The sequence below is a fragment of the Dysgonomonas sp. HDW5B genome, assembly GCF_011299335.1.
In the GTDB taxonomy this organism is placed as follows: Bacteria; Bacteroidota; Bacteroidia; order Bacteroidales; family Dysgonomonadaceae; genus Dysgonomonas_A.
On sequence record NZ_CP049858.1, the window covers coordinates 789,400 to 814,811 of the forward strand.

Sequence of the window (25,412 nt, forward strand, 5' to 3'; positions counted from 1 at the left end):
TCGAACTAGGGTTGATCTCGCTACCCCGAAAGCAAATAGGAAGATTCGCCTCATTCGGTGAAATGACAACAGATCTGATGGAGATAAAAGAAGCAGTAGTCACTTTCGGTGCCAATGTATCACATAAACAAAGAAAATAAAAGTCGTGTGGCGTTTCCTTAATTCTAAAACATAAATATCTCACTCTTCTCCTATATACTTAATAATGAATTAATATTTACAATCGATACAATTTAACCATATAGATAATAAGGGTAATACATAATTTAGGATTAATGCCCTAACTCATAAAAACAACTAATAGAAGAGCTAATATTTAAACTTATCGCTGATATTTATGACTAAATGCCTGAAGTTGAAAATAGAAAATCATTCAGAATTAGCAGATAGGTTCAAAAGAAGAAGTAAAATCTCTCAGAGATAGACTAAATAACATACTCTACTCCAATCATCAGGCAAGAACATAAAGATCTTGCCTGAATCATATTAGAAAGCCCTGTTATCAAAAGAAAGATACAAAGCAAATATCATCTTTAGTTTCCTTTACAGATAGAAAAGAATCAGACAATACCCAATAATTCCTGATAAAGTCATACTTATATGTTTTATTGAGATAAGAAATATGAGTATTCACCTCATTCAGATTATCTAAAAATATATAAGAAGCATTGCAAATACTGTTTTCATTAAAAGTACAAGACAGAGTAGCTTGCGGATCATCAAACAAAATGTCGATTATATCCTCCTTTGTACCCGTCTCAATATATTCCATCACATATATAGCATTATCCGAATAACCCTCTTTAATTTCGTTATGAGATAACCTTAATACCATGTGAGCACAATTTATAAGTATTGACCAATACTCTATTGAAGTCAATTGCTGTGCTACCATACGTCCGTTTTTAAGCCTGATAATAATACCAAGCTGATAAATAAATACTAAAAAACTATAGATTTACACTTGGCAATTTAGCTCTGTACATATCGTACGGACAAACAAAACATACAGAATTCTCAAAGTGTACTTTATACATACAAATATAGTCTTTCAACTAATAAATAATCAATCTTGTTAAAATCATTTTCCTTTTTTGCATATCTTTAAAGTCTAAGACCTTTTTGTCTATTTTCACAAGAGGGTAATAAAAAATAATTGGAATGAAAAAGTCTATAATCCTATCTACCCAAAGCCAAACAAGAAGATTTAAATTATCTGGTAAAAGCCGTATTGGAGAAATAACTCCCTCCATGTTAAAAATATGATTTTTTTGAGTAGTCTTAAGCTTAGGTTTGAATTTTTCAAATACTATATTCTCAGTATATCCTTTTTTTACTGCCCAACGTAAAAACCATTTTAAAAGATTCACTTGTTTTCCAATAGTCGTGTTTCTCATATCCTTATCTATACGAAGATAATTCACATAATCTGATGTTCGATCTTCCGTCAAAGAGGTAAAAGTCAAATTTATATCAAAATCTTTCAAATGCTTTTTTTACTGTTTTGAGCTTTTTCATAGTGGATTCAGCCCAATTGTTTATAACTCTATTTTCATTTATAAATTCATCAAAAGCGAAAGATATAATCTCTACTCTATCTTCTTTTGTCTTCGAAACTTTACATTTCTGATTAAAGGCATTTTTCAATTGAGATATACTTGGGTTAGTTTCCAATACTTCATATTCCTTAAATATATCTTGTAATATTGTAGAATACTTTAGTAAGTTGCTGTTTATTTCAGATGCACTTTGTTTGAGTTTATTAGTGCATCCATTTTTTACTCGTTGCCTATGCACATCCCATTTTGAAATATCTATTCTATGCCCTGTTGTAAACTCTACTCTCTGCCCAGCGTATACAACTCTCATACGAATAGGCCTCAATAAACGATAAACCATCTTTCTTTCTATTTTCAAGAGAAAAGATTATATTTCGCTTTATATTCATAGATACACTAATTAAATGTACACCCAAAAACACACCCTATTTTTCTAATAGGCAATGATATTATAAGATATTAAAACTACTGACCAAAACCACATACACTCCGAATAAACAACTACTTGATTCTTTATTTTATTAAATAATCACATAGATTAGAGAGTGATATTCTCCACGAAATTTTAACTCCTCATACAGAAATGTGTGGGGAGTTAAAATTTTATATTAATTAGTTTTTCAATAAGTCCATTTTCATCTTCTGTATATTCTTTGATTTTGTTTTCTATTTCATCTCTCATTTCCTTAGAAACCATATTGTTTTTCAATAAATGGATATCTTGTATTAAATTTTCAATAAGTCCCCAATCTTTATCACTCAATATATTTTTCTCTTTTGCATTAGCACAACGAGCAAAGTTATCTATATTTTGATACTTTAAATATATCGTAATTTTCTGTTTCGTTATCATAGCTATCCTTAAAAATTCACATAAAATTAACTATTCTCTCCCAATCCTCACTAAAAGAGTTCGAGATTCTGGTACTATATTCCACGAAATTTGGAATCCTCAGACAGAAATGTTTGGGGTTTTCACATTAATAGAAGCGGCAAAATAACTTTGTATATATCCTCACTATTGTTGACCGTATAAATAATATTATCCGAAAAAGCAGTACTCCGGCCTTCAAACACCTTATTGTCTTTTATAGTGTATACAATATCGAAAACAGAGGTTGAATTACCTTTGTATATCGAATTGTCTTTTACAGTGTATATGATATTATCTGAAAAAGCAGTACTTCTACCTGCAAATATTTTATTATCTTTTATAGTATATACAACATCAAAAACAGAGGTTGAATTACCTTTGTATATTGAATTGTCTTTTATTGTGTATATGATATTATCTGAAAAAGCAGTATTTCTGCCATTAAACATCTTATTGTCTTTTATCATAAATACAATATCAAAGACAGAGGTCGAATTGCCTTTATAAAACATATACTCGGAAGCAGAGCTGATAACACTTATAAAGAACAAAGTCGTTATTACTATAATCTTTTTCATAATTAATAGATTTGTATGTTGCTTTGACTAATAAACGATAAATAGGTTTAATGCATATATATTATAAAACTAACAACTTTTTCTAAATCTTCACTAAAAGAGTTCGAGACTTTTGTCTCTAATCTTAACATAGATTCGATTAGGTTTGAAAAAACAGAAGATAGCCTATTGGCTATCTTCTGAAAATTATATAGAACTTATGTTAATCTATTTTTGAGCTTCCTTTTAGTTCAGATCTTAAATTACAAGTTAGGGTTATTTGTCGATTCCGTAGATGGTATCGAAAATAAATAATAAGTGCTATTAGGAACAAAATCTTTACCATCGGGTAGTTTAGTCACTGTATGCCCTTGCATTTTGATAGTCTGACTTCCCGGGATTAATGTTCCTGAAGGAATCTCTTTCCTTACTACTGCCTTTTGGCGTCTAAGAATATCAGATAAAGCAAATCCCTCGCCAAAAAGCTCTTTACGTCTCTCTATCAGAATTTCTTCGATAAGCTGTTGTTTTGATAAACCTGTCAAATCAGGTGTCGCTGCTCCACGCTGAGTTCTTAACTCATTCAGTTTAGCTATGGCATTACTCAACTGATTTAATTCAGCAAAGGCTTCTGCTTCGATCAATACTTGTTCTGCCTTTCTCATTAATACAATATCTCCAGTTTCATTTGATCGCATTACAAATTTTTTATACATCAGTCCACCTAAGAAACGAGTTGTATCCCATTCGAATAATCTGAATCTAACATCGCCTGCATCGTTATTAAATAAATCCTTAAAATAAGGATCAGCCATAAAGCTGTAATAACCCGAAGCTTTCGAAGAGACGTCTTTAAATTGGAAACTATAACTTGCTACATTTTGATCTGCCGTTTGCCCGTGTCCCCATATCCATTCTGCATTATTATAATCATTAAAGCCCTTAAAATAATCTTCCTGTGCCATCCATTTATAAGCAGATTGAGCCTCATTTGCATATTTTTGAGCTTGTGCCCATCTGTCTGTTTGTAGATAGAGGCGTGCAAGAAGACCTGCAACTACATTCTTATCCATTTTATATTTCAAGCCACCTCTATCGTATGTCCCTAAATTATTGTATGCAGCTAATAGATCAGTTTCGGCTTGTTTGTAAACGTCCTTTACCTGACTGCGTGGTTTTCCTACAGTTTCTGTAGTCGAAGGCTCTGTATAGATTGGTACAGACAAGGCTGTAGAATCTTTAGCATAAGCAAAATTGTAGAATGTTACCAAATTGAGATATAAATATCCCCTTAAAGCTTGTGCCTGAGCCTTTATTCTAGCTTTCTGTTTCTCATCTCCAGGAACTCCATCTATTCTGGTTATCAAACTGTTGGTATTATCTATCCCTTTGTATGCAAACGTCCAGATTGCAGTCACTGTTGTTGCAGTGGTGTTCGACATATTTGTAAATGAGTAGTGAGCAAGATAGCCATATTTACCGGGTTGCAGAGCCGCATCGTTACCCATAGCATCACTGGTTAAAAGAACAGTCGTGAAACCGGGGTTTTGATAAGTGGAGTAGGTATCCCACAAATACCTCCATGTCCCGTTCAGGACATTATCTGCATTATCTGCATTTTGAAATACTAAATCGCTATTGACAGCATTAGTAGGAACCACATCCATTTCGCAAGAATTGAAGCTGACTGATAATAAGATTCCTAAAAGTGAATATATATATATTTTCATTTAAATAATTTTTTAATATTTTAGAATGAAAGATTAAGCCCGAATGAAACTGTCTTCATAGCCGGATATCTATAATATGAAATACCATTTACAGCTTGTTCCGGATCCATTCCTTGTTCACCAAAAATTGTAAACAGATTTTCAGCTTGAGTAAATACACGTAAGTTCGATACACCTATTTTATGTAATAGGGGTTTTGGAACAGTGTATCCCAAATTTATATTTCTTAATCTTAAGTAATCTGCATCGACAAGAAAGCGAGTCGAAGTACTAGTTAATGAATTAGCTGTCGATGTTATCATGCGCGAGACATCAGTATCTCTATTCTCTGGTGTCCATCGATTCAATAGATCTTCCGACATCGCACGTCCGGCATTAGAACCATAATTCATTATCATCAATTTATCTCTATTGTATATTTTCCCACCCAATGCATAAGCAAATAATGCTGAGAAATCAAAATCGCGATATGTGAAGCTGGTACTAAATCCACCAACTAAATCGGGCAGAGAGCTTCCCGCTGTAATTCTGGAAGTAGTATTGTTGGCTTCATTATAGCTTTTCGTTTTCACACGGCTTCCATCAGCAACCGTTTTGTACCATTGTGGCATACCATCTTCAGGATCGACCCCTGCCCATTCCACTAGAAAGAAATCGTATATAGAACCTCCTTTAGTTAGTATATTAAAACCATTTGATGATACTATCGGATCTTGAGGCAATTTGGTTATTGTGTTTTTGAAATGTGTTGTATTTGCCGAAACTGTCCATGTAAGACTATTTGTTTTAATAAGAACTCCTGTTAAAGAGATTTCGTAACCGACATTCTTCAAAGCTCCCACATTGGCTGTATATCCGTTATAACCTATAGACGGTGGTTTTGGTAGAGAAAAAAGTAAATCTTTGGAACGGCGCACGAAAAACTCGAATGAACCTGATAACCTGTTATCGAAAAATCCAAAATCGGTACCTAGGTTAAAATTTAAATTTGTCTCCCACTTCAAATTTTTATTAGACAGAGTTGTTCTTACAAATCCTGATTCCCCTAAATTACTGTTAATATCGAATAGGTCTTGATAAGCATAATAATTTCTGCTTAGACTACTATTTTGAATCTGGTCATTACCCTGACCTCCATAGCTGGCACGTAGTGTCAATTTGGTTACTTGGCTTACATCAATTAAGAAATTCTCTTGCGAGAGTCTCCATGAACCACCCACCGACCAGAAAGTACCCCAACGAGAGTCGGGGGCGAATTGAGATGACCCGTCCGTTCTGATTGATGCAGAACCATAGTATTTGTTGTTATAGTTATATTCGGCATTGGCGAAAAAACTCAGCAACTTATACTTATCCGAGAAACCTCCAAAAGAGTTCAACTGACTGGCTGCGTCAGGCTCTGTTAAGCCCAGTGCAGGCAATCCGCTACGCTCACCCGAAATGAATGTTGTATTATATTCATAATACTCTTGTCCTGCCATAAGTTTCAGATTATGGGCTGTATTTATTTTAGTTGTATAAACCAAAATATTATTACCTGTAAATCCTGTTGTTTTTCTGTTTAATTTTGCAACTGTTCCCGGATAACCATTTTCAGAAGCCTCTCCATATTCAGGATTAGCATAATCATGATCGTTGCGATTCGTATAATCCAGATTAGCACTGGCCTTATAAGTAAGACCTTTATACAAATCAAATTCGATAGAAGCTCTTAATGATGCTACATCACGAGATACCTTATTAAAGTCATAATGAGAAGACCCCAGAGCGTTTTGACCTCTTAAAGCTGCAGATGGTCTATACAATCCAAAGTCAGGAGTTTTCACTCCGTCGACCAATGCTCCTGTTTCAGGATCACGTAACCATACAGGATAAAAACTAGGAATCAGACGTGCAGAATTAAGTGTATTTGAAGTATTGCTATCCTCTCCCAGAGGTGCTTTCTGATCGGAATGAATTAAAGCGATATTTGTAGAAATACGAATTCCTTTTCTTATTTCTGAATTAAGATTTACACGACCTGTATACCTTTTAAAACCTGATGCCAAAGCGATACCTTGATCATCCAGATAACCTAACGAAATATAGTAAGTCGAATTTTCACTACCTCCAGATATATTTACTTGAGCTTCGGTACGGTTTGCATCCTGTGTATATGCATCAGACCAGTTATCATTCCACAAAGGGACTGCTCCCGCTACAATTTTACCGTCTAAACCAACAGGCTCAGCATATTTACTCCCATAAGGGTTGATACCCAAGTTACCTACTATATTGGAAGATGCATATTTTGCAGCCACATCTGCCGACTCTTTGTTATTGTATAAACGTTGATTTCTTAAAGCCTCCCAATAGAGTTCCCAATACTGATCGGTACTAACTTGTTTATAATCGGCCACTGCACGGGAAGATACCCCATATACAAAGCTAGCATCGATCTTTGCTTTATTTGCTTTTACTCCTTGCTTAGTAGTGATAATTATAAGTCCGTTAGCTGCACGAGAACCATAAATAGAGGTAGAGGCGGCATCTTTCAAAACATTGATAGATTCAATATCCGCAGGGTTCAGTGAATTCAAGGCGCCGTCAAATGGAGCGCCATCTACGATATACAAGGGCGTACTTGCGGCATTAACAGAACCTATACCTCTAATATAAATATTTGCATCAGACCCCGGCTGACCGGATGATGATATAGACTGAACTCCGGATGCAGCTCCTTGTAGTAAACGGGTTACACTACTGACTTGTGCCCTCTCAATTTCTTTTTTCCCGACAGTTGAAGCAGAACCTGTGAATCCGGCTTTAGAGGCTGTACCATACGCCACGACAATTATATCGTCTAGCTCTTTAACATCAGGCTCTAGTGATACATTCAATTTGTCACTTGATACTGTTATTTCTTTTACTCCATATCCCAAAAATGAGAATCGAAGTACCTGCGATTTCTCTGCATTTATGGAGTAAGTTCCATCGACATTGGTTGCAGTACCGGTTGTAGTTCCTTTTATTGAGACGGAAACACCTGGTAAAGGCTCACCATTTTCATCCGCCACTTTACCCTTTACCACATAGTTTTGTGAAAAAGCAAAAGTGCTAAATAAGATGAAAAAAATAAATAGTAATTTGGTTTTCATTAATTGTAAACGGTTTTTAAATAAAATAAATATTTGATATCCCATTTCAGGTATCACAAATGGAGAATAGTTTCTAAAAGGAGGTCAAATACAAATATTACTTTGATAAAATAGGATTAGTAGATAATTTTCTTTAGAGCAAAAGTGAAAGATTAACTTCATTTCAATAATTTTTCTGAAAAGTAAATAATTTTCACAAAATTAATTTGTTTGTAAAACTAAACAAATACCATAAATGTGGTATATCAATGTACTATTTCATATACTATATTTAATTTTTATTAACATGTTGGTTTCTTTTCGCAACGATAATTCGCTGAATATATGCTACAATCCATTTAACATCAGATATATAAAATAGGTATTATTCTAAAATAAGAGTATACCATAAAATCGCGAACCAAAATCGGCCTGTTCAGATAAGTTTGAGGTGTATATCTTTGATACTCTAAAATATACTTTATATTCGTATAATTTATCAGATTTTCGAAAACATACAATGACCAAAGTCTAGTATATTCGTGTCTCTACTAAAGAACAAAATATTTCAAGGCAATATATAAATTCATCAAAACGAAAGATATAATATCTGCTCTATCTTCTTTTGCCTCCGAAACTTTACATTTCTGATTAAACGCATCTTCTAATTGAGATGCACTAGAGTTAGTTTCCAATACTTCATCATTAATTTATTTATGAAGCAGCCTAACTTTAACTGTTAAAAAAAAACTCAACGATAAGATCTCAGTAAATAATCTTTTTTCTCTCCAAACAATATCTTTGTTAAAGAAAAAACCACATATTATTAAGCCATAAACACTGCTACAAAACAATATGTAAGATAATATTTAGCAAGCTAAAAAAGACTATCTTTTTCTGTTCTAGACTAATAAAAAATAATCTTTCATGCTTTTTTCCTTTTTTTATATACTTTTATTTTTTTATTTGTGTACTTTTGTTCTTTAGAGTAAAGATATTAAAAACAACAACGACAATAAATAACGACAATGAAAAGGATTTTTTTATTTATGCTAGGAATCTATAGCATAGGCTTTCTACAAGCACAAGTGGGTGTTAACACTACAGACCCAAAGGTTAGTTTAGATGTACAGGCTATTGCGACAGATGCGACTACTGCAGAAGGTCTTACAGCTCCCCGACTTACACTTAACCAGTTAGTATCGAAAGATGCTAAATATATTGCCGACCAAACAGGGACAATTGTTTATGTAACTAATACAACTGGTACAACAACCACTAAAACAAGAAAAGTAACTACAATTGGTTACTACTACTTCGATGGAACTATCTGGCAACCAATCGGTCCTGATGAAAGCTTACGGTTCTTTTATATGCCGTCAATAATATTACCAACGGACACAGCCGACCCGGCATACAATACAGGAACACAAACATTTACAATAGATTTATACAAAGCCTATTCGGATCAATTTGCGTTAACTAATTCCGGTACTTCATATAAAAGTCCTGGTGCAACTGCTCTACCTGTATCAGCAAGTAGTGCTCTGGAATATTTTATAACCTATTACGATAATTCAGTTTTTCAAAGCGTTGCAGTAAGCAATACAGGAGTATTAACATATAGATTGCCTGCAGAGCTTACTCTTTCGGAAAAAACATTTATGAATATTGTATTCAAAGTCAAATAAAGTCAATTATGAAAATACTTCATACACTGATATTATGTTTATGCGCTTTATCTGCATATTCTCAGTCTGGCAAAGCAAATAAAACAGATGGAACATATCTGTTTGAAAAAGCAGTATTTACCATTTCCAATTCTAATTCAAAGTCAGAGGTTGATAAACGTATTATAACCAACCCGGCTTTAGTAGATACAACGGATATGTTTCTTCAAAATATATTTTTGCAGGCTACTATCAGTAATGGAGTATTATCATTTTGTGTTCTACCAGATCAATCAGAATATACAGTAGAGGACGGAATAAAACTGATTCCGACCAAAGAAAAATCTGAAGTATCCGCTTTCAAGCATAGTCAAAGGCAATTATCACCTTATTCGTCTTCTTTTAGTGATAATAGATTAACTTTTACCTTTATTTTTCTATATGGAGATTCCAATTATGATTTTCCTTTAGAAGGTAAATTGACCATTACCTTAACTAAACAAAGATACGGATGAAACAACTATCTTATAAAATATTCTATTTGTTCCTATCTATATTTTTAGCTGGAAATATAATGGCTCAGGACTGTGCCTCCAATTTCACGGTAACGACGGCATCTACTCCATCAACCTGTCAAGCTAATGGAACGGTAACGGTGACCCTCAGCGGTGACTTGACCAATCTTTTCAATATTCAATACGGATTGACCTCGCCAACTACCGGCTTTACGATAAATCCGCAGGAACATAATGTACTTACAAATATTCCTGCAGGTAATTACACAGTAACGGTACGTGCTTTTTGTAAAGTAAATGCCGATTATGATGTGGTTAAAACTGTTACTAATGTAACTGTAGGAGGGAATTATAAGGTTCCTTCGGTTTCTTTTAATGCAACATCGTCGCGTAAGTCTTATGACATATGTAATACAGGTATAATTGTATTAAATGTTACAGATGGTAGTGGAACTTTTACCTTTAATATAACATCAGCACCGGCCGGTGTTACAACAGGTATTGTTACACCAACCAAGAACGGTAGTCTTTATACGTTTCCCAGTGAAAATTATCCATCAGGCGATTATGCAGTACAGATAAACGATGGCTGTTATACTTCCGTAGCAACTTTTACTTTGGGGCAAATCTCTGGTTTTCCAGCTTTTTCGAACAACACTTATAGCGGATTCAGACCAATACTTACCGACAACTCGTGTAGTGCTGTCTACTGGAGTGCAGGTGCTGTAAGTAGTAACTTCCCTGACTACTACCGATATTATCTGGATGGTATGTACGAAGTAGGTGCTGCACCGGGAGGAGGAACAATGCCAACTAATTGGACTCCATGGACAACTTCTCAATTAACACTAAATTTATCACCATACACGCTTGCAGACTTCTATACTCCCAAAACTATATCTGTATATACTCGATTAAAAGGTTGCCCTGATAATTATACCAGTATAACAACCTACATGAAGAAGCCAACAATGACCTCTAACTATACCCGGAGATGTGATGACTATCTATATACTGTCAGACCTTGGACAGATTATGATGGATTGTTATGCTATCCGGTCTCCCTTGTTATAACTCAGGCAACCGGTGCAGGAGCCGGAACTGTAATTTTGAACAAGACTAATTTATCAAATCCTGTATCTGAGCAACTTGCTTTGGAGTATAGTATTAGCTATAATGTGCTAATGACTGATGCTAATGGAACTGTAATGACAACGAGTACAAACATTAGCAGAGGAACTATGTCTCTGTCTTATACCGACGATAAATGTAGTAATCTCTTTCGATTGTACTACAGTTCTACCGACCCTTGTTATCCTATTGAAATAACTATCAAAGATCCTTTAGGGGTAGTTGTACACTCTAACACCCTCACCCCTACCTTAACAAGTTCAACTGTTGATTTAGAATATGGCAAGGCGTATACGTTCGAAGCGGTATATGTAGGAACAAATCCTCTACGTACTTACACCACTACCATAAATAGAACATCGAGTCTGCCTACCGGTTATACGATGTCTGTTTCCTCAACTAATAATTGCTACGAGGACCAAGGACAATTATATATTTATGCCAATGGATCGGTCTACTATCCAGCAGGTACCACCTTTTCAATAACCGGTCCGGCAGGATATACCCCGCAAACATATACATCGACCAGCTCGTCCTATTATTATTATATGCCTACCACCACCCTGCCTGCAGGAACTTATACATTGAGTGTCGTTCATGGATGCGGAGACCCAACTCCACTAACAACAACGATCAACACGAATGGAATATACAGTGGTAAAGCATTAAGCTATACTACAGAGAATACATGCTCGGGAATGAGGGTTACTCCTTCGGGATTAATGACCTATCAGGGTACTAATACGACTACCTATTACAGATTGACCAGTGGTCCTGCAGGGTATGACAAAACAGTAATTTCACCCGGAGGATCGTTTATTTTTTCTACTCCGGGAACCTATACACTAGGTATTCTAAATACCAATAGTGCCAATGGTTGTGTTATCAATACGAAAACGATTGTTTATACCGCCCCCCCATTAGCTCTGAGCCAGACAGGAAGTAGTGCCTATGAATGTACCGATGGAGCTACAGGAGTAATCCTTTTGCAAGCCATAAACGGTGTAGCACCTTATACCTATCAATTATGGAATAAAGATAATACAGTAAAAATAGGACTTCCTGACATCGTAACCTCAGATCAGGCACACTTCGACTACGGACAAGCCGACTCTACTTATACAGCACGTATTATGGACCAGTGCGGCAACAGTTTCAGCCAACAGATAACGATGGCTAAACTAAGCACCGCCCGCATTGTTTATGCCACTAATAATAATGTATGTACCGGAGATACCATCGAACTCAAATGTATAACACTTGGTAACACAGCTTATAACTGGACAGGACCCAACGGATTCTCTTCGACAATACAAAGCCCTAAAATTGCCGATGCAGATACAACTATGACAGGCTGGTACAGAGTAACCGTTATGCCCGAATTTTGCGGCGACCCCGTGCAGGATAGCGTTTATATCAATGTGTATAAACCATTGACTACAGGAGCAGTTACAGACAGCCAGACAGTATGTGTTCGTACAGTAGCCAATACTTTAAGTTGCGCCGTAAGAGGAGGTAGTGGAGTATACACCTATCAATGGCAATCCAGTACAAATGGTACAACAGGATGGACTAATATAGCAGGTGCCACAAGTGCCACCTACACTCCTCCCATTCTTATTCAGTCGCGAACTACTTATTACCATGTAGTAGTAACCGACCGATGCGGAATAGTTACCAGCAACAGTATGGCTGTAAACTTCAAACCTTGCTACATTCCGGTCAATCCAAATATCCGCTCAAGAGGCGGGCGTTAAAATAGACCTGAGTATGCAGATACTTTCTGCATCATGATATAATAAAAACCAATCAATCAGGGTGAAGTACTAAATAGGACTTCACCCTGATTGATTGAATAATCTTTACGCATACCAGTATCTCGTCATTAAAATAAATATACTGTATAGATTTCAGTGCCAATAAAACTAAAATATTATCTTTAGGTTTTAATCATCAATGATATTAGTATCTTATGCAAGACTCCGGTTATTATAGCTCTGATAGAAAAGAAATTTTTCCTTTTATACCTCTGAATATAGCAAAAACTTTAGATGTTGGCTGTGCCACAGGAGTTTTTTCAGCAAAACTCAAAAAGGAAAGGGATATAGAAACTTGGGGAATTGAAATGTTCAAGGATGTTGCTGAAATAGCAAAAACAAAATTGGATAAAGTTTTAATAGGCTCTTTCGATGAGGTATCCGATGATCTCCCGCAGAAATTCTTTGACTGCATATTCTTTAACGATGTGCTTGAACATATGCCATATCCTGAAACTTGCTTATCAAAGATAAAAGACAACCTACATCCTGAGGGGAAAATTATAGCATCGATACCCAACATAAGACATATCGAAGTACTAAGAGAGCTCCTATTTCAAAAAGATTGGCACTATAAAGACTCCGGCATTCTAGATAGAACACACCTTCGTTTCTTTACAAAGAAAAGTATTATAAGGATGTTTGAAGATTGTGGATACAAAATAGATCAGATAACAGGTATCAACGGCGTTAGCCCCTTTTGTCTGACATCACTTATCAACAAAGTAGTATTAAATTCATTGGATGATATAAAGTATAAACAGTTTTTGGTCATAGCTTCGCCTATTTAAGCTCTTTTATCAGATAAGTCCGAAGTGTTTTAATGCATTAGAGATGCCATTGTCATCAACTGAATCTGTAACATAATCGGCAACTTGCTTAACTTTATCTCCGGCATTATCCATAGCTATACCTAGAGCCACGTATTCTAACATTTGAATATCATTACCTCCGTCTCCAAAAGCCATTGTTTCGGAAAGATTTAATTTATAATATTCAAGAAACTTATCAATACCCGTACGTTTGCTGTTGCCCTTTACATTAACATCTGCAAAAAGAGGATGCCAACGACTCGCATCGCAATTAGCCAGAACTGTTCCTAGAACTTCCTTCTCTTGATTATCATTTATAAAAGCATCGATTTGCAGAACCTCAGCCATCTCAGCTTCAGTCAATTGACCAACAGGAGATAACGGTACATCCACCAATTGACTTATTGCCCTAACATTCTCATCAATAAAATTAATCAATTCCCGCTTCTCTGTTATAAATATAGATGGAAACGAGAAGACTTCTTTATGGTAACGCAATAACGCTTCTATATTATCTTTGGGAATTGGATTCGTAAAGATTGTTTGATACTCTCCATTTATACAATGAGCTCCATTTAATGTTATAAATCCATCGAAAGTTAAGCCATTCAAATCGCCTATCTGATTAAAATAACGACCTGTAGCTATAAATACTTTAATACCTTTGCTCTTTACTTGATTAATTGCATCAATTGCCGATTGAGGTATAGAATGTGTCTTAAAACTTTTCAGCGTTCCATCTATATCAAAAAAAATAGCTTTTATCATCATTTTAGTTCTCTATTAAGTGTTCGGGCTTCACCTTTCGAACGCTGATTCTTATAATTTATTATCTTTACATATCTAAATAAATAGCAAATATGGACGAGCCATTAAAAGAAAACAATCAATCAACTCAACCTACTGAAGCACTTAAACCACTTATCGACGCCTTTGTTGAGAGTGCAAGAAAATCTTTGGAGTATGATGTAATTAAATATTCGATGAAGCGGTACGAATCTTTTATATTCAAAGGTTACTACAAGAAAAAATTATACAAAGCCATTCTGGCTCTACGCGAATTTAATAACGATGTGGCAAATAAATAAGATTATAGAGATCTTATTTATTTGATAAAATAGTAACTCAGACGCTATTTAACTTTTAACGGGCAAACATCAGATCAACCGTTTAATATCTGAATTGTATTGCAGGCAACCAAGGCTGCTGTTTCTGCTCGCAAACGACTTTCTCCCAAACTAATCGGTTCAAAGCCATATTTCAATGCTTCCTGTACTTCCTGCTCACTAAAATCGCCTTCGGGTCCTATTAATAGCAGAACATTTCCATTTGCTTTGTAGATATGTTTCAATAGTTGTTTTTCCTGTGGATAACAGTGGGCTATAAATTTCTGTCCATCGAAAGGCTTCTTAATAAAACTAGAAAAAGAAATCATTTCGTCTAACAGAGGAAGAACCGCTTTTTGAGACTGTTTCATTGCCGAGATAAGTATTTTCTCGATACGTGGCAATTTTATTTCCTTGCGTTCCGAATATCGGCATAATAAAGGAGTGAAGTGATCAATACCTATTTCTGTTGCTTTTTCGGCAAACCACTCTATCCTGTCTAAATTTTTAGTGGGGGCAAATGCAATATGTAAATAATTACTCCATGGTTTAGGTTCAACTCTTGTTTGTGTAATATTTACGACACAATGTTTTTGATGGGCATCTACAATTTCCGCATCAAAAAAATGTCCTTTTCCATCGGTTATTAATACCTCATCACCTTCTTTTTTACGTAATACTCGCACACAATGAGCAGACTCGTCTTGTGGCAAGGTATTGTCATGCTGAATATCAGGTGCATAAAATATTGTTTTATCCATTGAAGTAAAAATCAGACCTTAATGTTGTATTTTAAAGTGATAAAGATCGTAATCCTTAATGGTTAAACCGTTTATCCATTTCATCTCGCAGAACAGATGCTAATTCATAATCTTCGTTATCGATCGCCTCTTGTAGCATCGAATTCAGTTCTTCTTCGCTAAGCAAAGCATAGCTATCCATATATTCTGTAGTATCATTACCTGATACGATTTCTTTATTATCGATATCGTCTTCGCCTTCACTGAATACGATTGCCAGCTTCTGCATAATTTCTTCGGTAGTATATATCGGAGATTTACTTCTAAGGGCAATACCAATGGCATCAGATGTACGCGATTCTATAGATATTTCTTTTTCCCCTTGCTTGAACATCAATTTAGAATAGAAAATACCATTGTCATACTTATAAATAAGCACTTCCTGAAGAACAATTCCCCATTCAGATATAAAGGAGTAAAATAAATCGTGAGTCAACGGACGTGGCGGAGAAGTATTTTGCAATTTAAAGGCAATAGACTGAGCTTCAGGCGTCCCGACAACAACCATGAGACGTCTTACACCATCCTCCTCAGCCAAAACCAAGCCATATGTGCCTGATTGTGTTTGGTTAAACGAGAATCCCAAAACCGATAATTTCACCTTTTTGTCTATCACAATAAATAACCGTTGTAAAAGTATTCTAATTCAAAAATAGTCATTTTTATGTTATTTAGAGTCCATAAAAGTAAAATTTTAAATAATAATCGTACAAAAAGACAAATTCAAAAAGAAATAAAGCCCTATCTTTGCGACTTAAATAGTAATAACAGGTCTATTTATCATTATAAGAATCACGCCATAATATAAACAACCTGATATCTAAGTTTATAAATTAATGAAACAGTCTTTCAAAGAATTAGCAAAATACGGAATAGTAGGCCTTGTCGGGTTAGGTGTGGACTGGGCTGCATTTTTTATTTTTAGAGATGTATTTGGTATTAATTATATTGCATCACATATCCTGAGTTCAATACTGGCAATTACCAATAACTTTATTCTCAACAGCTATTTTACATTTAAAGCTACCGACAAAATCTGGCAAAGAGCTATATCTTTCTTCGGTATTGCCGGTGTAGGTTTAGTTATCGGATCGATATTACTTCCCGTTTTTGTTCAGCTTATAAGTTTCACATTAACTCATTTCGACCTATCGCTAGCTCCTAAGATTATCCAAAATTTAGCAAAATTGGCTATTACGGTTATTATCGCTTTTTTACAATTCTTTCTGAACAAATATTACACGTTCAAGAAAAAAGAGGTATAAGGTCTCACACCTATTTATTACCTTTGTAAATCATACAATCTAGATAATAAAGAAATGACACTCAAAGGTAAACATATAGTATTAGGTATAACAGGCAGTATTGCTGCATATAAAGCAGCATCTTTAGCTCGTTTATTCGTTAAAGAAGGTGCCGAAGTACAGATAGTGATTACTCCTTCAGGAAAAGAATTTATTACTCCTGTAACATTATCTGCTTTAACAGGAAAGCCTGTAGTAAGTGACTTTTTCGGAGCCAATGACGGTACATGGCATAGTCACGTAGACCTTGGTCTGTGGGCTGACTTTATGATTATAGCACCTGCTACAGCTGCCACAATGGGTAAACTGGCAAACGGAATTGCCGATAACATGCTAGTTACAACCTATATGTCAATGAAAGCACCTGTATTTATTGCTCCGGCAATGGATCTTGACATGTTTGCACATCCATCTACAATACGCAATATATCATTGCTTCAATCATACGGTAATCATATAATAGAACCGGCATCCGGCGAACTAGCCAGTCACCTGATAGGTAAAGGACGTATGGAGGAGCCTGAAAATATTGTAGCTTACATCAAAGAATATTTTGAGAAACAGGAGTCTCTTTCAAAAAAAAAAATCCTGATAACGGCTGGACCGACGTATGAAAAACTAGATCCTGTTCGTTTTATTGGAAATTACTCTTCCGGAAAAATGGGTTTTGCCTTAGCCGAAGAATGTGCGGAAAGAGGTGCGGATGTGGTACTTATTGCCGGACCTGTATCTCTAAGAACGAGCCACCCCAATATCAGAAGAATTGATGTAGAATCGGCTGAACAAATGTACCAGGTTTCAACAAGCGAATTTGCTGATAGCGATGCGGCTATACTGTGTGCTGCTGTGGCTGATTATCGTCCTAAAGAACAAGCGGATAATAAAATCAAAAGAAAAGAAGGTAGTAACCTGACTTTAGAATTGATTCCCAATAAAGATATCGCTGCTTCGCTGGGGAAGGCAAAAAAAGTGGGACAAATTCTGATTGGTTTTGCATTAGAAACAAATAATGAAGAGCAAAACGCACTCGATAAAATCACAAAGAAAAATTTAGATTATATTGTCCTCAATTCTCTGAATGATAACGGAGCCGGATTTCAGCACGACACTAATAAAATAGCCATTCTAAATAAAAATGGTCTTCGTACAAACTTTGAATTAAAGAATAAAAAAGAAGTCGCTAAAGATATTATTAATTATACCTTGGGGCACGATTAAGTTTGCAGAACTATGTATTGCTCTTTACTTACCTAAACAACAAATAGGTCTGGCATCTTGATAGGATTGAATATCATTCTTTTATCTATCAACAAAAGAGATGAAAGACAAAAAAGGTAACAGTAAAAGAAAGAAAAGAAAAAACTACTCAAAAAGTGTCACTTTTGTAACCTTTGTAACCTTTTGAATAATTATCAACTGATTACAAGACGATTATAAAAACAACAAAAGTAACAAAAGTAATATCAGTTTGTCACCTTTTTGACTACTTTTTGTACTCGATGAACTCTTGAAAATAAACTTACAATGAACAAAATTATCGTTATTATATTTCTATTATTTTCATTACATACTTCCGCACAAGAATACCGAAGTCCTCTGGATATACCGCTATTATTAAGTGCTAATTTTGGAGAGCTTCGCAATAACCATTTTCATTCGGGAATTGATATAAAGACGCAAGGTGTAGAAGGAAAGCCTGTTTACAGTATAGCTGACGGCTATATTTCTCGGATAGGGGTTTCACCCAGTGGATATGGACTCGTTTTATACATAGATCACCCTAACGGACAAACTTCGGTTTACGGGCATTTGAGCTCTTATAATGTAAGGATATCCGAATTTGTAAAACAAGAACAATATAAACAGGAAAGCTTTAGGATTGATGTAAAACTTTCTCCTTATCAAATCCCAGTAAAAAAAGGAGACTTAGTCGCCTATACAGGTAATACGGGCGGATCAGGTGGTCCACATTTGCATTTCGAAATAAGGGAAACTAAGACTGAGAAAGCATTAGACCCTTTAGTGTATTACAAAAAAATTATTGCAGATAATAAATCGCCTGAAGTTAAAGGAATTGCAGCCTACCCTGTTCCCGGAAGAGGAGTCATCAATGGAACGGTTCTTCCCCTCCGTCAATCTGTTGCACAGCTAAAAGGTGGAGAATACTCTCCTCTCAAACAACCGATTGAAGCATGGGGGTTAATAGGACTTGGAATAAAAGCGTATGATAGAATGGACGCAACCTCTAATATCTATGGGGTGCGGGTTGTAAGTTTATCAGTAGATAATAAAGAAGTTTTCAGATCGGAAGTAGACCGCTTTCCTTTTGATCAAAGCCGTATGATAAATACTTTTACTGAATTTGCTGATTGGAGACTTAATAAGTCATTTTATATGCAGTCGTTTATCGAACCGGGAAACAAATTGCCTTTTTATTCATCTACCAACAGTGGCTATATTAACATCAACGAAGAGCGTCCTTACCTGATTTCTTATGAGTTAGAAGATTTGTACGGGAATAAGTCTGTGTATGATTTCACCGTTATTGGTAAAAAACAGAATATTATAACTCCATCGGTTTGTAATCAGGTTCTTATCTGGGATAAGGATAATAAGTACCAGACCAATCAGTTTACCTTATCAATTCCCAAGGGTAACTTATATAACGATGTCTGTTTTACACTGTCTCAAGCTTCCTCGACAGAATATTATTCAGATGTTTATACAGTAAATAGTACACCTGTTCCCCTTGATAAATCAGGAGAGGTAACTATAAAACTATCATCCGATCCCTTAAGTAATAAAAAACAATACGGTGTAGTTCAACTGATAAACAACAGGGCATCATGGATAGGAGGCTCTTATAAAAATGGTTCTATCATAGCCAATATCCGTGAATTGGGAATACGTTTAGCGGTTTCCGCTGATACAGAGGCACCCAAAATCACCCGCATCGAAACATCGGGAAAAGGGAAAAGAAGAATAGTCGTGCCCAAAGATGAGATAAGAATACGTATGAGCGACAACCTCAGTGGAATAGCAACATTCAAAGGAACTATAGATGGCAAGTTTGCCCTATTCACACATGATATGAAATCTTCGATATATACTTATAAGTTTGATCCTGCCCGATTAAAAAAAGGGATCACTCACAAAATTGTATTTACAGCCACCGACGGTTGCGGAAATACAGCTCAATATACAGGAGAATTTTTCTATTAAGTTCGCATAGCTATCTATTTTACTTAATATGCAATTATGAAGTTTGAGAAGACAATACGAAGATTGACCATTTTAAATATACTTTTTGTTTCGATTGTTTTCTTTGCTCAAGCACAGGAGACAACAGAACTGAAAGAAGTAAAAAGGAATGACAAGATGGTTTCCGGTCAGGCTATTATCTACGGAAGCTTTATACAACGCTTATCTACTAACAGTATCGGTTTTCCTCAGGATATACGGATAGTCAATATAACGACCTCCGAATTATTTTCATTCAGAGTAAAACCGACCTTTAAGATGACAAAAGAAAATACCTTTTGTTACTTCCTCGAACCCGGTACTTATATGATATTGGATTATTGGTGGACAGATAGCAAATGGTATGGAGGCAATGGCATGATTGAGCCTGTTTACAAGGGAATTGATGCAACTGATAGTTTAAGAGAGAAAATAGACAGCAACAGAATCAGTCAACGTGACCTGAAACGTTTTGTTTTTACAATAGAAAGTAACACCCTTAATTATGTAGGAACATGGCACTTTGATACAGGCATGGTTTATTTTACCAACGATAAAGCTCAGTTAGACGAAAAACTAAAAAAGAAATATAAGAAACTCGACTTTCACAAAGCTGAAACCATTATACCTGAATAAAAATTATTTTTGCAAACTTAAATTCACAAAGTCTCTAATCTCATCCAATAACTTGGGTTCTATCTTTGTTTTATCATAAGCGATATATAACTCGTTAGTCGAAGGATGAAACCCCTGCCACAGAACTCGAACGAGACCTTCTTTCAATGCCCTTCCAGCAATAAGGTCGGATGATACTGCCAAGCCATTACTATTACCCACTGCTTCTAAAATAGCATTATTATCAGGTATCGCAGCCTGTAGTTTAAGCAAAGGACGCTTTTTGAAGTTCTCCCTCCAAAATCGTCTAACTAATACCAGATTACTATTGTAAGCATACCACTGCTGAGCCTGTAACCACTTTTCAATCTGCTCTAAATCAGAAGATTCAATCAGAACATCAAATTCAGTCGAGTCAAAATCAGAACTACATACAATATTAAAAGATTCTGTCAATAGAGGTTCATACGTAAGAAATTCATGTGTAGCATTACGCTGTGTTATTATAGCTACATCCAGCTCTTTACTGACCAATTTATCTATCAATTCGGAAGCTAATCCATATTCTACAATCAGATAAGACTTCAATTGAGATACGTTCTTAGCCAGGTAAACACTGAAAAACTCGGCAGGACTGCCCAATTTTATCGTTGTATTTTTATTTAAAATAGACTTTTTAAACTCAGCCTCAACCCTTTCCAGATTATCGATTGATTCTACAACCTGTGTGTAAAGCTGCTTGGCATAATCCGTAGGAACCATTTTTCGGGGTAGTCGTATAAACAAAGCATGACCAATATAACTTTCAAGTGCAGCCAACTGAACACTCACATTAGGCTGAGAAAGAAGTAACTCCTGAGCCGCTTTAGTTAATGTGCCATTCTGATAGATTGCCTTAAAAGTTCTGTACCATTCGAGATTTACCATAGTTTACATGTTTCTTTGAGGTCATGAATAAACATATCGACTTTCTCTTCCGGTGTTGCCCATGAAGTAACCATTCTTATGGCAGAATTATCAGCATCAACAGGCTCCCATACATAAAATCCGTATTTGAGGGTTAGCGTATCGATCACTTTATTGGGCAAGATAGGAAATATTTGATTGGAATCCGATTCTGTGAGGAAAGAGTACCCCAACTCTTTAACTGCATCTGTAATCTTGGCGGCTAAATTATTGGCATGATTCGCCAGTTCAAAAATCAAATCATCTTTAAATAGCTGCTCGAACTGAATACCAAGTACCCTACCCTTCGCCATCATGGCTCCACGCTGTTTTTGATGGTATTTGAAGTCTTTTTTCAGCGTATCATTTGTGATTACAACCGCTTCACCAAGCAAAGCCCCCGACTTCGTTCCCCCAATATAAAAGACATCTGTCAAGCAAGCTACATCGGAGAGCGTAAGATCATTAGATGCAGCCATCAAAGCCGAAGGAAGCCTTGCTCCATCCATAAATAGGATCAGATTATTTTCTTTACAAAAATTCGACAAAGTGGTTAATTCCTGTTTAGTGTAAACAGTACCTATTTCTGTTGAATTAGAAATATAAACCACCCTTGGTTTTACGGTATGATATTCGGGAAACTTATTCAAGACTGGCTTAATCAACTCACAAGTCAATTTTCCATCGGGACTAATAACCTCTTCTATTTTATGCCCTGTTGCTTCTATCGCTCCTGTCTCGTGCGTACTAATATGCCCTGTATGAGCTGCTATTACCGACTCGAATGGTTTCAATATAGATGCCAAAACCAATAGATTGGTTAATGTTCCTCCAGAAATCAAGTGTACATCGACACTGTTATCGCCAATCTTGCTTTTAATCGCCTCAACAGCATTCAGTGTATATATATCATCACCATATCCCGTTTGTTGAACAAGGTTACTTTGATTTAAGGCTTGCAAAATAGAAGGGTGACATCCTTCGCTATAATCATTTGTAAAACTGTGAATAATCATCTTCCGAATTAATTTAAGATAGGATATCTATTTAATAGTTATTAATATAACAGCAATAAAACACGATAAGAAACAAACAAAACAGGTATTTATGCGTTATAATAAGAGTTCACACAAATTTATAAAAATTTTAATAGATAAGCATAAAAACATCTATTTTGAGAATCAATAAACTCCATTTATATTTGCATCAGAATAATAAACAAAAACAATTATGAAATCGTATTTATTAGTATTATCTATTGTATTATTTGCTGCATCATGTAGCAATAGTCCTAAAAACAAAATTGAAGGAACCGACTCACAAGCAATAGCTGACGGTAGTGGCGAACAACTAGTCGTTGATACGCAAGCATCATCTATCCATTGGGTAGGAACTAAACCGGGCGGAAGCCATCACGGAACTATCGGCATAAAAGAAGGTAGCCTTGCCATTAACGGTACAGATGTGGCTTCGGGTTCATTTATCATAGACATGAATGCAATTGTAGACGAAGATCTTACCGATCAAAAAATGAACGAAATGCTGGTTACTCACTTGAAGAGTGCAGATTTCTTCGATGTTGAAAAATATCCTACAAGTAGTTTTGCAATTACTAAAGTAGAAGCTGTTACCGGTAATGATTCTATTACACACCGCATTAGTGGTAATCTAAAAATGAAAGATGTAGAAAAAAACATCACATTCGATGCTAAAATCACAAAAGAAGGCGATGCTTACAAAGCGGTAACTATACCCTTTACTATCGACCGTACGCAATGGAACGTTCAATATGGTTCAAAAAGTATCTTCGCTGACTTAAAAGATAAGTTCATCGATGACAATATTGAATTACAAATAACTATTATAGCTAAAGCTGCTAAATAAAAGAGAGTTTTTTGACAGTGAATTTTTTCCTGATCGGCTTTAGCAACTGTTAGCTAAAGCCGATTTTTTATTCTAAATATAATGGAGGAGCGTTATAAAAAATATGTCAACAAATAGTTTACAACATTTACATAAACAATTATCGTACTTAAGCGATACCCCGCTAATGCCTGTATTATTCGTGGGGCATGGTACACCTATAAATGCCATTGAAGACAATGAGTTTGCAAAAAAATGGATTGAATTGGGGCAGGAACTTCCTCAACCGCAAGCGATATTATGCGTATCGGCACACTGGGAAACTCGGGGAACATTTGTTACAGCTATGGAAAGCCCCAAAACGATTCACGACTTTTATGGCTTTCCGCGCGAATTATACATGCAACAATATCAGGCTCCGGGGTTTCCCGACCTGGCAAATGATATAAAATTAAACGCTCAGAATTTTACGATTGAAACAGATTACGAATGGGGATTAGATCATGGAACATGGAGCGTATTAAAATATTTTTATCCGAAAGCCAATATCCCTGTACTGCAACTAAGTATTGATTATACCAAAGACATGCAGTACCATTATGATTTGGCTCAGGAACTAATGTATTTACGAAGAAAGGGGGTACTTATTATAGGCAGCGGCAATATGATTCACAATCTGCGTATGCTGCAAGTAGAAGGAGACGATTTCAATGCCCAATATGGTTACGACTGGGCTATCGAGCTCAACAATCTTTTTAGAGAAAAAATAGAATTAGGCGATCACCACTCTTTAATTCATTACAAGTCATTAAGCAAATGGACACAATTAGCGATGCCGACATTGGATCATTATATTCCGATGATATATGCTTTGGCATTGCAAACGAAAGGAGAAAAAGCCGATCTGTTTAATGACAAAATAGTAGCAGGTGCATTATCTATGACCTCTATCATTATTCATTGAGGTCTGCTAAAAATCAATTTTAATTAAAAGAAAGAAGAAAATTATGAAAACTATTTTATATAAAGCTGAAACACGTGGTCACGCACAACATGGTTGGTTAAACGCACACCACACTTTTAGTTTTGCAAACTATTACGATCCCGAAAGAGTACACTTCGGTGCATTGCGTGTATTGAACGACGATATCATAGACGGAGGTAAAGGTTTTGGAACTCATCCGCATGATAATATGGAAATCATAACCATACCTCTATCAGGTAGCTTGCGTCACGAAGATAGTATGGGACACGGAGGTGTTATCGAATCGGGAGATATACAGGTTATGAGTGCAGGTACAGGAGTTTACCACAGCGAGTTTAATGCACAAAAAGATAAACCTGTAAACTTGTTTCAGATATGGGTATTTCCCAACAAAAAGGATGTAACACCCAGATACGAACAAAAAACGTTGGATTTTTTGAGCCATAAAAATACATTCCAATTGGTTGTATCTCCTACCCCTTCCGAAAACGCATTGTGGATACATCAGGATGCTTGGTTTTCCATAGGATCTTTCGACAAAGGAGTAATCGAAAAATATGATCTGAAATCGAAGTCGAACGGAGTATTTGCCATGGTTATACAAGGTAGTTTCAATGTTTCAGGAACGATTCTTGACAATAGAGACGGGCTTGGAATATGGGATACAGAATCTCTGACCATCGAATCTCTATCCGACGACGCAAGGCTTCTATTGATGGAAGTTCCGATGGTATTCTAATACCATATAGTTAAATACAAATCATTCGAGCCAA

General features: G+C 35.7%; 24 protein-coding genes. 12 read left to right on the forward strand and 12 right to left on the reverse strand.

All coding sequences use genetic code 11. The features are described 5' to 3' along the window. Nucleotides 1-502: 502 nt before the first annotated feature. The 7 genes from G7051_RS03170 to G7051_RS03195 form a co-directional block, all read right to left on the reverse strand. Nucleotides 503-835 (reverse strand): hypothetical protein, encoded by a 333-nt coding sequence (locus G7051_RS03170; protein ID WP_166198485.1) that lies wholly within the window; start codon nt 833-835, stop codon nt 503-505. Nucleotides 836-1,055: 220 nt separating this feature from the next. After that, a complete protein-coding gene (locus G7051_RS18235) occupies nt 1,056-1,487 on the reverse strand; it encodes a phage integrase SAM-like domain-containing protein (RefSeq protein WP_255493304.1) in 432 nt (143 codons plus the stop codon). Then, entirely contained in the window at nt 1,474-1,917 is a 444-nt protein-coding gene (locus G7051_RS18240; RefSeq protein WP_255493305.1) for a hypothetical protein, read from the reverse strand. The genes G7051_RS18235 and G7051_RS18240 overlap by 14 nt, the downstream gene beginning before the upstream one ends. Before the next feature lie 237 nt (nt 1,918-2,154). Further along, nucleotides 2,155-2,412 carry a hypothetical protein gene (locus G7051_RS03180; protein ID WP_166198487.1) on the reverse strand — a complete coding sequence of 86 codons (258 nt, stop codon included), beginning with the start codon at nt 2,410-2,412 and terminating at the stop codon, nt 2,155-2,157. 122 nt (nt 2,413-2,534) lie between these two features. After that, nucleotides 2,535-3,011, reverse strand: coding sequence for a hypothetical protein (locus G7051_RS03185; protein ID WP_166198489.1), 477 nt, complete (start codon nt 3,009-3,011; stop codon nt 2,535-2,537). A gap of 242 nt (nt 3,012-3,253) precedes the next feature. Continuing rightward, nucleotides 3,254-4,720 carry a RagB/SusD family nutrient uptake outer membrane protein gene (locus G7051_RS03190; RefSeq protein ID WP_166198491.1) on the reverse strand — a complete coding sequence of 489 codons (1,467 nt, stop codon included), beginning with the start codon at nt 4,718-4,720 and terminating at the stop codon, nt 3,254-3,256. A gap of 20 nt (nt 4,721-4,740) precedes the next feature. Further along, the gene (locus tag G7051_RS03195) at nt 4,741-7,857 is read right to left on the reverse strand and encodes a TonB-dependent receptor (RefSeq protein ID WP_166198493.1); all 3,117 of its coding nucleotides are present in this window, start codon (nt 7,855-7,857) and stop codon (nt 4,741-4,743) included. Nucleotides 7,858-8,864: 1,007 nt separating this feature from the next. Here G7051_RS03195 and G7051_RS03200 point away from each other — a divergent pair. The 4 genes from G7051_RS03200 to G7051_RS03215 all read left to right on the forward strand — a co-directional run bounded on the left by G7051_RS03200 (nt 8,865) and on the right by G7051_RS03215 (nt 13,760). Then, complete coding sequence (locus G7051_RS03200; RefSeq protein ID WP_166198495.1) at nt 8,865-9,527, forward strand: hypothetical protein; 663 nt, start codon at nt 8,865-8,867, stop codon at nt 9,525-9,527. 8 nt (nt 9,528-9,535) lie between these two features. Then, the gene (locus tag G7051_RS03205) at nt 9,536-10,021 is read left to right on the forward strand and encodes a hypothetical protein (protein ID WP_166198497.1); all 486 of its coding nucleotides are present in this window, start codon (nt 9,536-9,538) and stop codon (nt 10,019-10,021) included. Then, the gene (locus G7051_RS03210) at nt 10,018-12,909 is read left to right on the forward strand and encodes a hypothetical protein (protein WP_166198499.1); all 2,892 of its coding nucleotides are present in this window, start codon (nt 10,018-10,020) and stop codon (nt 12,907-12,909) included. The genes G7051_RS03205 and G7051_RS03210 overlap by 4 nt, the downstream gene beginning before the upstream one ends. Before the next feature lie 215 nt (nt 12,910-13,124). After that, nucleotides 13,125-13,760: a class I SAM-dependent methyltransferase gene (locus tag G7051_RS03215; protein WP_166198501.1), complete on the forward strand. Its 636-nt coding sequence runs from the start codon at nt 13,125-13,127 to the stop codon at nt 13,758-13,760. 9 nt (nt 13,761-13,769) lie between these two features. On the opposite strand, the gene G7051_RS03220 is transcribed toward G7051_RS03215, so the two are convergent. Further along, nucleotides 13,770-14,549: a Cof-type HAD-IIB family hydrolase gene (locus G7051_RS03220; protein WP_166202625.1), complete on the reverse strand. Its 780-nt coding sequence runs from the start codon at nt 14,547-14,549 to the stop codon at nt 13,770-13,772. Nucleotides 14,550-14,641: 92 nt separating this feature from the next. On the opposite strand from G7051_RS03220, the gene G7051_RS03225 reads away from it, so the two are divergent. After that, nucleotides 14,642-14,869 (forward strand): hypothetical protein, encoded by a 228-nt coding sequence (locus G7051_RS03225; RefSeq protein ID WP_166198503.1) that lies wholly within the window; start codon nt 14,642-14,644, stop codon nt 14,867-14,869. 74 nt (nt 14,870-14,943) lie between these two features. On the opposite strand, the gene G7051_RS03230 is transcribed toward G7051_RS03225, so the two are convergent. Both G7051_RS03230 and G7051_RS03235 read right to left on the reverse strand, forming a co-directional pair. Continuing rightward, nucleotides 14,944-15,648 (reverse strand): 16S rRNA (uracil(1498)-N(3))-methyltransferase, encoded by a 705-nt coding sequence (locus tag G7051_RS03230; RefSeq protein WP_166198505.1) that lies wholly within the window; start codon nt 15,646-15,648, stop codon nt 14,944-14,946. A 55-nt stretch (nt 15,649-15,703) separates the two neighbouring features. Next, nucleotides 15,704-16,303 carry a bifunctional nuclease family protein gene (locus G7051_RS03235; protein WP_255493306.1) on the reverse strand — a complete coding sequence of 200 codons (600 nt, stop codon included), beginning with the start codon at nt 16,301-16,303 and terminating at the stop codon, nt 15,704-15,706. 220 nt (nt 16,304-16,523) lie between these two features. Here G7051_RS03235 and G7051_RS03240 point away from each other — a divergent pair, with 220 nt between their 5' ends. The 4 genes from G7051_RS03240 (at nt 16,524) to G7051_RS03255 (ending at nt 20,867) form a co-directional block, all read left to right on the forward strand. Further along, nucleotides 16,524-16,952 carry a GtrA family protein gene (locus G7051_RS03240; protein ID WP_166198507.1) on the forward strand — a complete coding sequence of 143 codons (429 nt, stop codon included), beginning with the start codon at nt 16,524-16,526 and terminating at the stop codon, nt 16,950-16,952. Nucleotides 16,953-17,006: 54 nt separating this feature from the next. Continuing rightward, nucleotides 17,007-18,209, forward strand: coding sequence for a bifunctional phosphopantothenoylcysteine decarboxylase/phosphopantothenate--cysteine ligase CoaBC (gene coaBC / locus G7051_RS03245; RefSeq protein ID WP_166198509.1), 1,203 nt, complete (start codon nt 17,007-17,009; stop codon nt 18,207-18,209). 306 nt (nt 18,210-18,515) lie between these two features. Beyond that, complete coding sequence (locus G7051_RS03250; protein ID WP_166198511.1) at nt 18,516-20,213, forward strand: M23 family metallopeptidase; 1,698 nt, start codon at nt 18,516-18,518, stop codon at nt 20,211-20,213. A gap of 36 nt (nt 20,214-20,249) precedes the next feature. Then, on the forward strand, nt 20,250-20,867 hold the full coding sequence (locus G7051_RS03255) for a hypothetical protein (RefSeq protein WP_166198513.1): 618 nt from the start codon (nt 20,250-20,252) through the stop codon (nt 20,865-20,867). 3 nt (nt 20,868-20,870) lie between these two features. Here G7051_RS03255 and G7051_RS03260 read toward each other — a convergent pair whose 3' ends face one another. Both G7051_RS03260 and G7051_RS03265 read right to left on the reverse strand, forming a co-directional pair. Then, nucleotides 20,871-21,773 carry a LysR family transcriptional regulator gene (locus tag G7051_RS03260; RefSeq protein WP_166198515.1) on the reverse strand — a complete coding sequence of 301 codons (903 nt, stop codon included), beginning with the start codon at nt 21,771-21,773 and terminating at the stop codon, nt 20,871-20,873. Beyond that, entirely contained in the window at nt 21,767-22,807 is a 1,041-nt protein-coding gene (locus tag G7051_RS03265) for a low specificity L-threonine aldolase (protein WP_185155002.1), read from the reverse strand. Before G7051_RS03265 ends, G7051_RS03260 begins: the two co-directional genes overlap by 7 nt. Nucleotides 22,808-23,021: 214 nt before the next feature. Here G7051_RS03265 and G7051_RS03270 point away from each other — a divergent pair, with 214 nt between their 5' ends. From G7051_RS03270 to G7051_RS03280, 3 genes are all read left to right on the forward strand, one after another. Next, nucleotides 23,022-23,675: a YceI family protein gene (locus tag G7051_RS03270; RefSeq protein WP_166198517.1), complete on the forward strand. Its 654-nt coding sequence runs from the start codon at nt 23,022-23,024 to the stop codon at nt 23,673-23,675. 103 nt (nt 23,676-23,778) lie between these two features. Further along, nucleotides 23,779-24,618: a 4,5-DOPA dioxygenase extradiol gene (gene ygiD, locus G7051_RS03275; RefSeq protein ID WP_166198519.1), complete on the forward strand. Its 840-nt coding sequence runs from the start codon at nt 23,779-23,781 to the stop codon at nt 24,616-24,618. Between the two features lie 43 nt (nt 24,619-24,661). Next, complete coding sequence (locus G7051_RS03280) at nt 24,662-25,378, forward strand: pirin family protein (RefSeq protein ID WP_166198520.1); 717 nt, start codon at nt 24,662-24,664, stop codon at nt 25,376-25,378. Nucleotides 25,379-25,412: the final 34 nt, after the last annotated feature.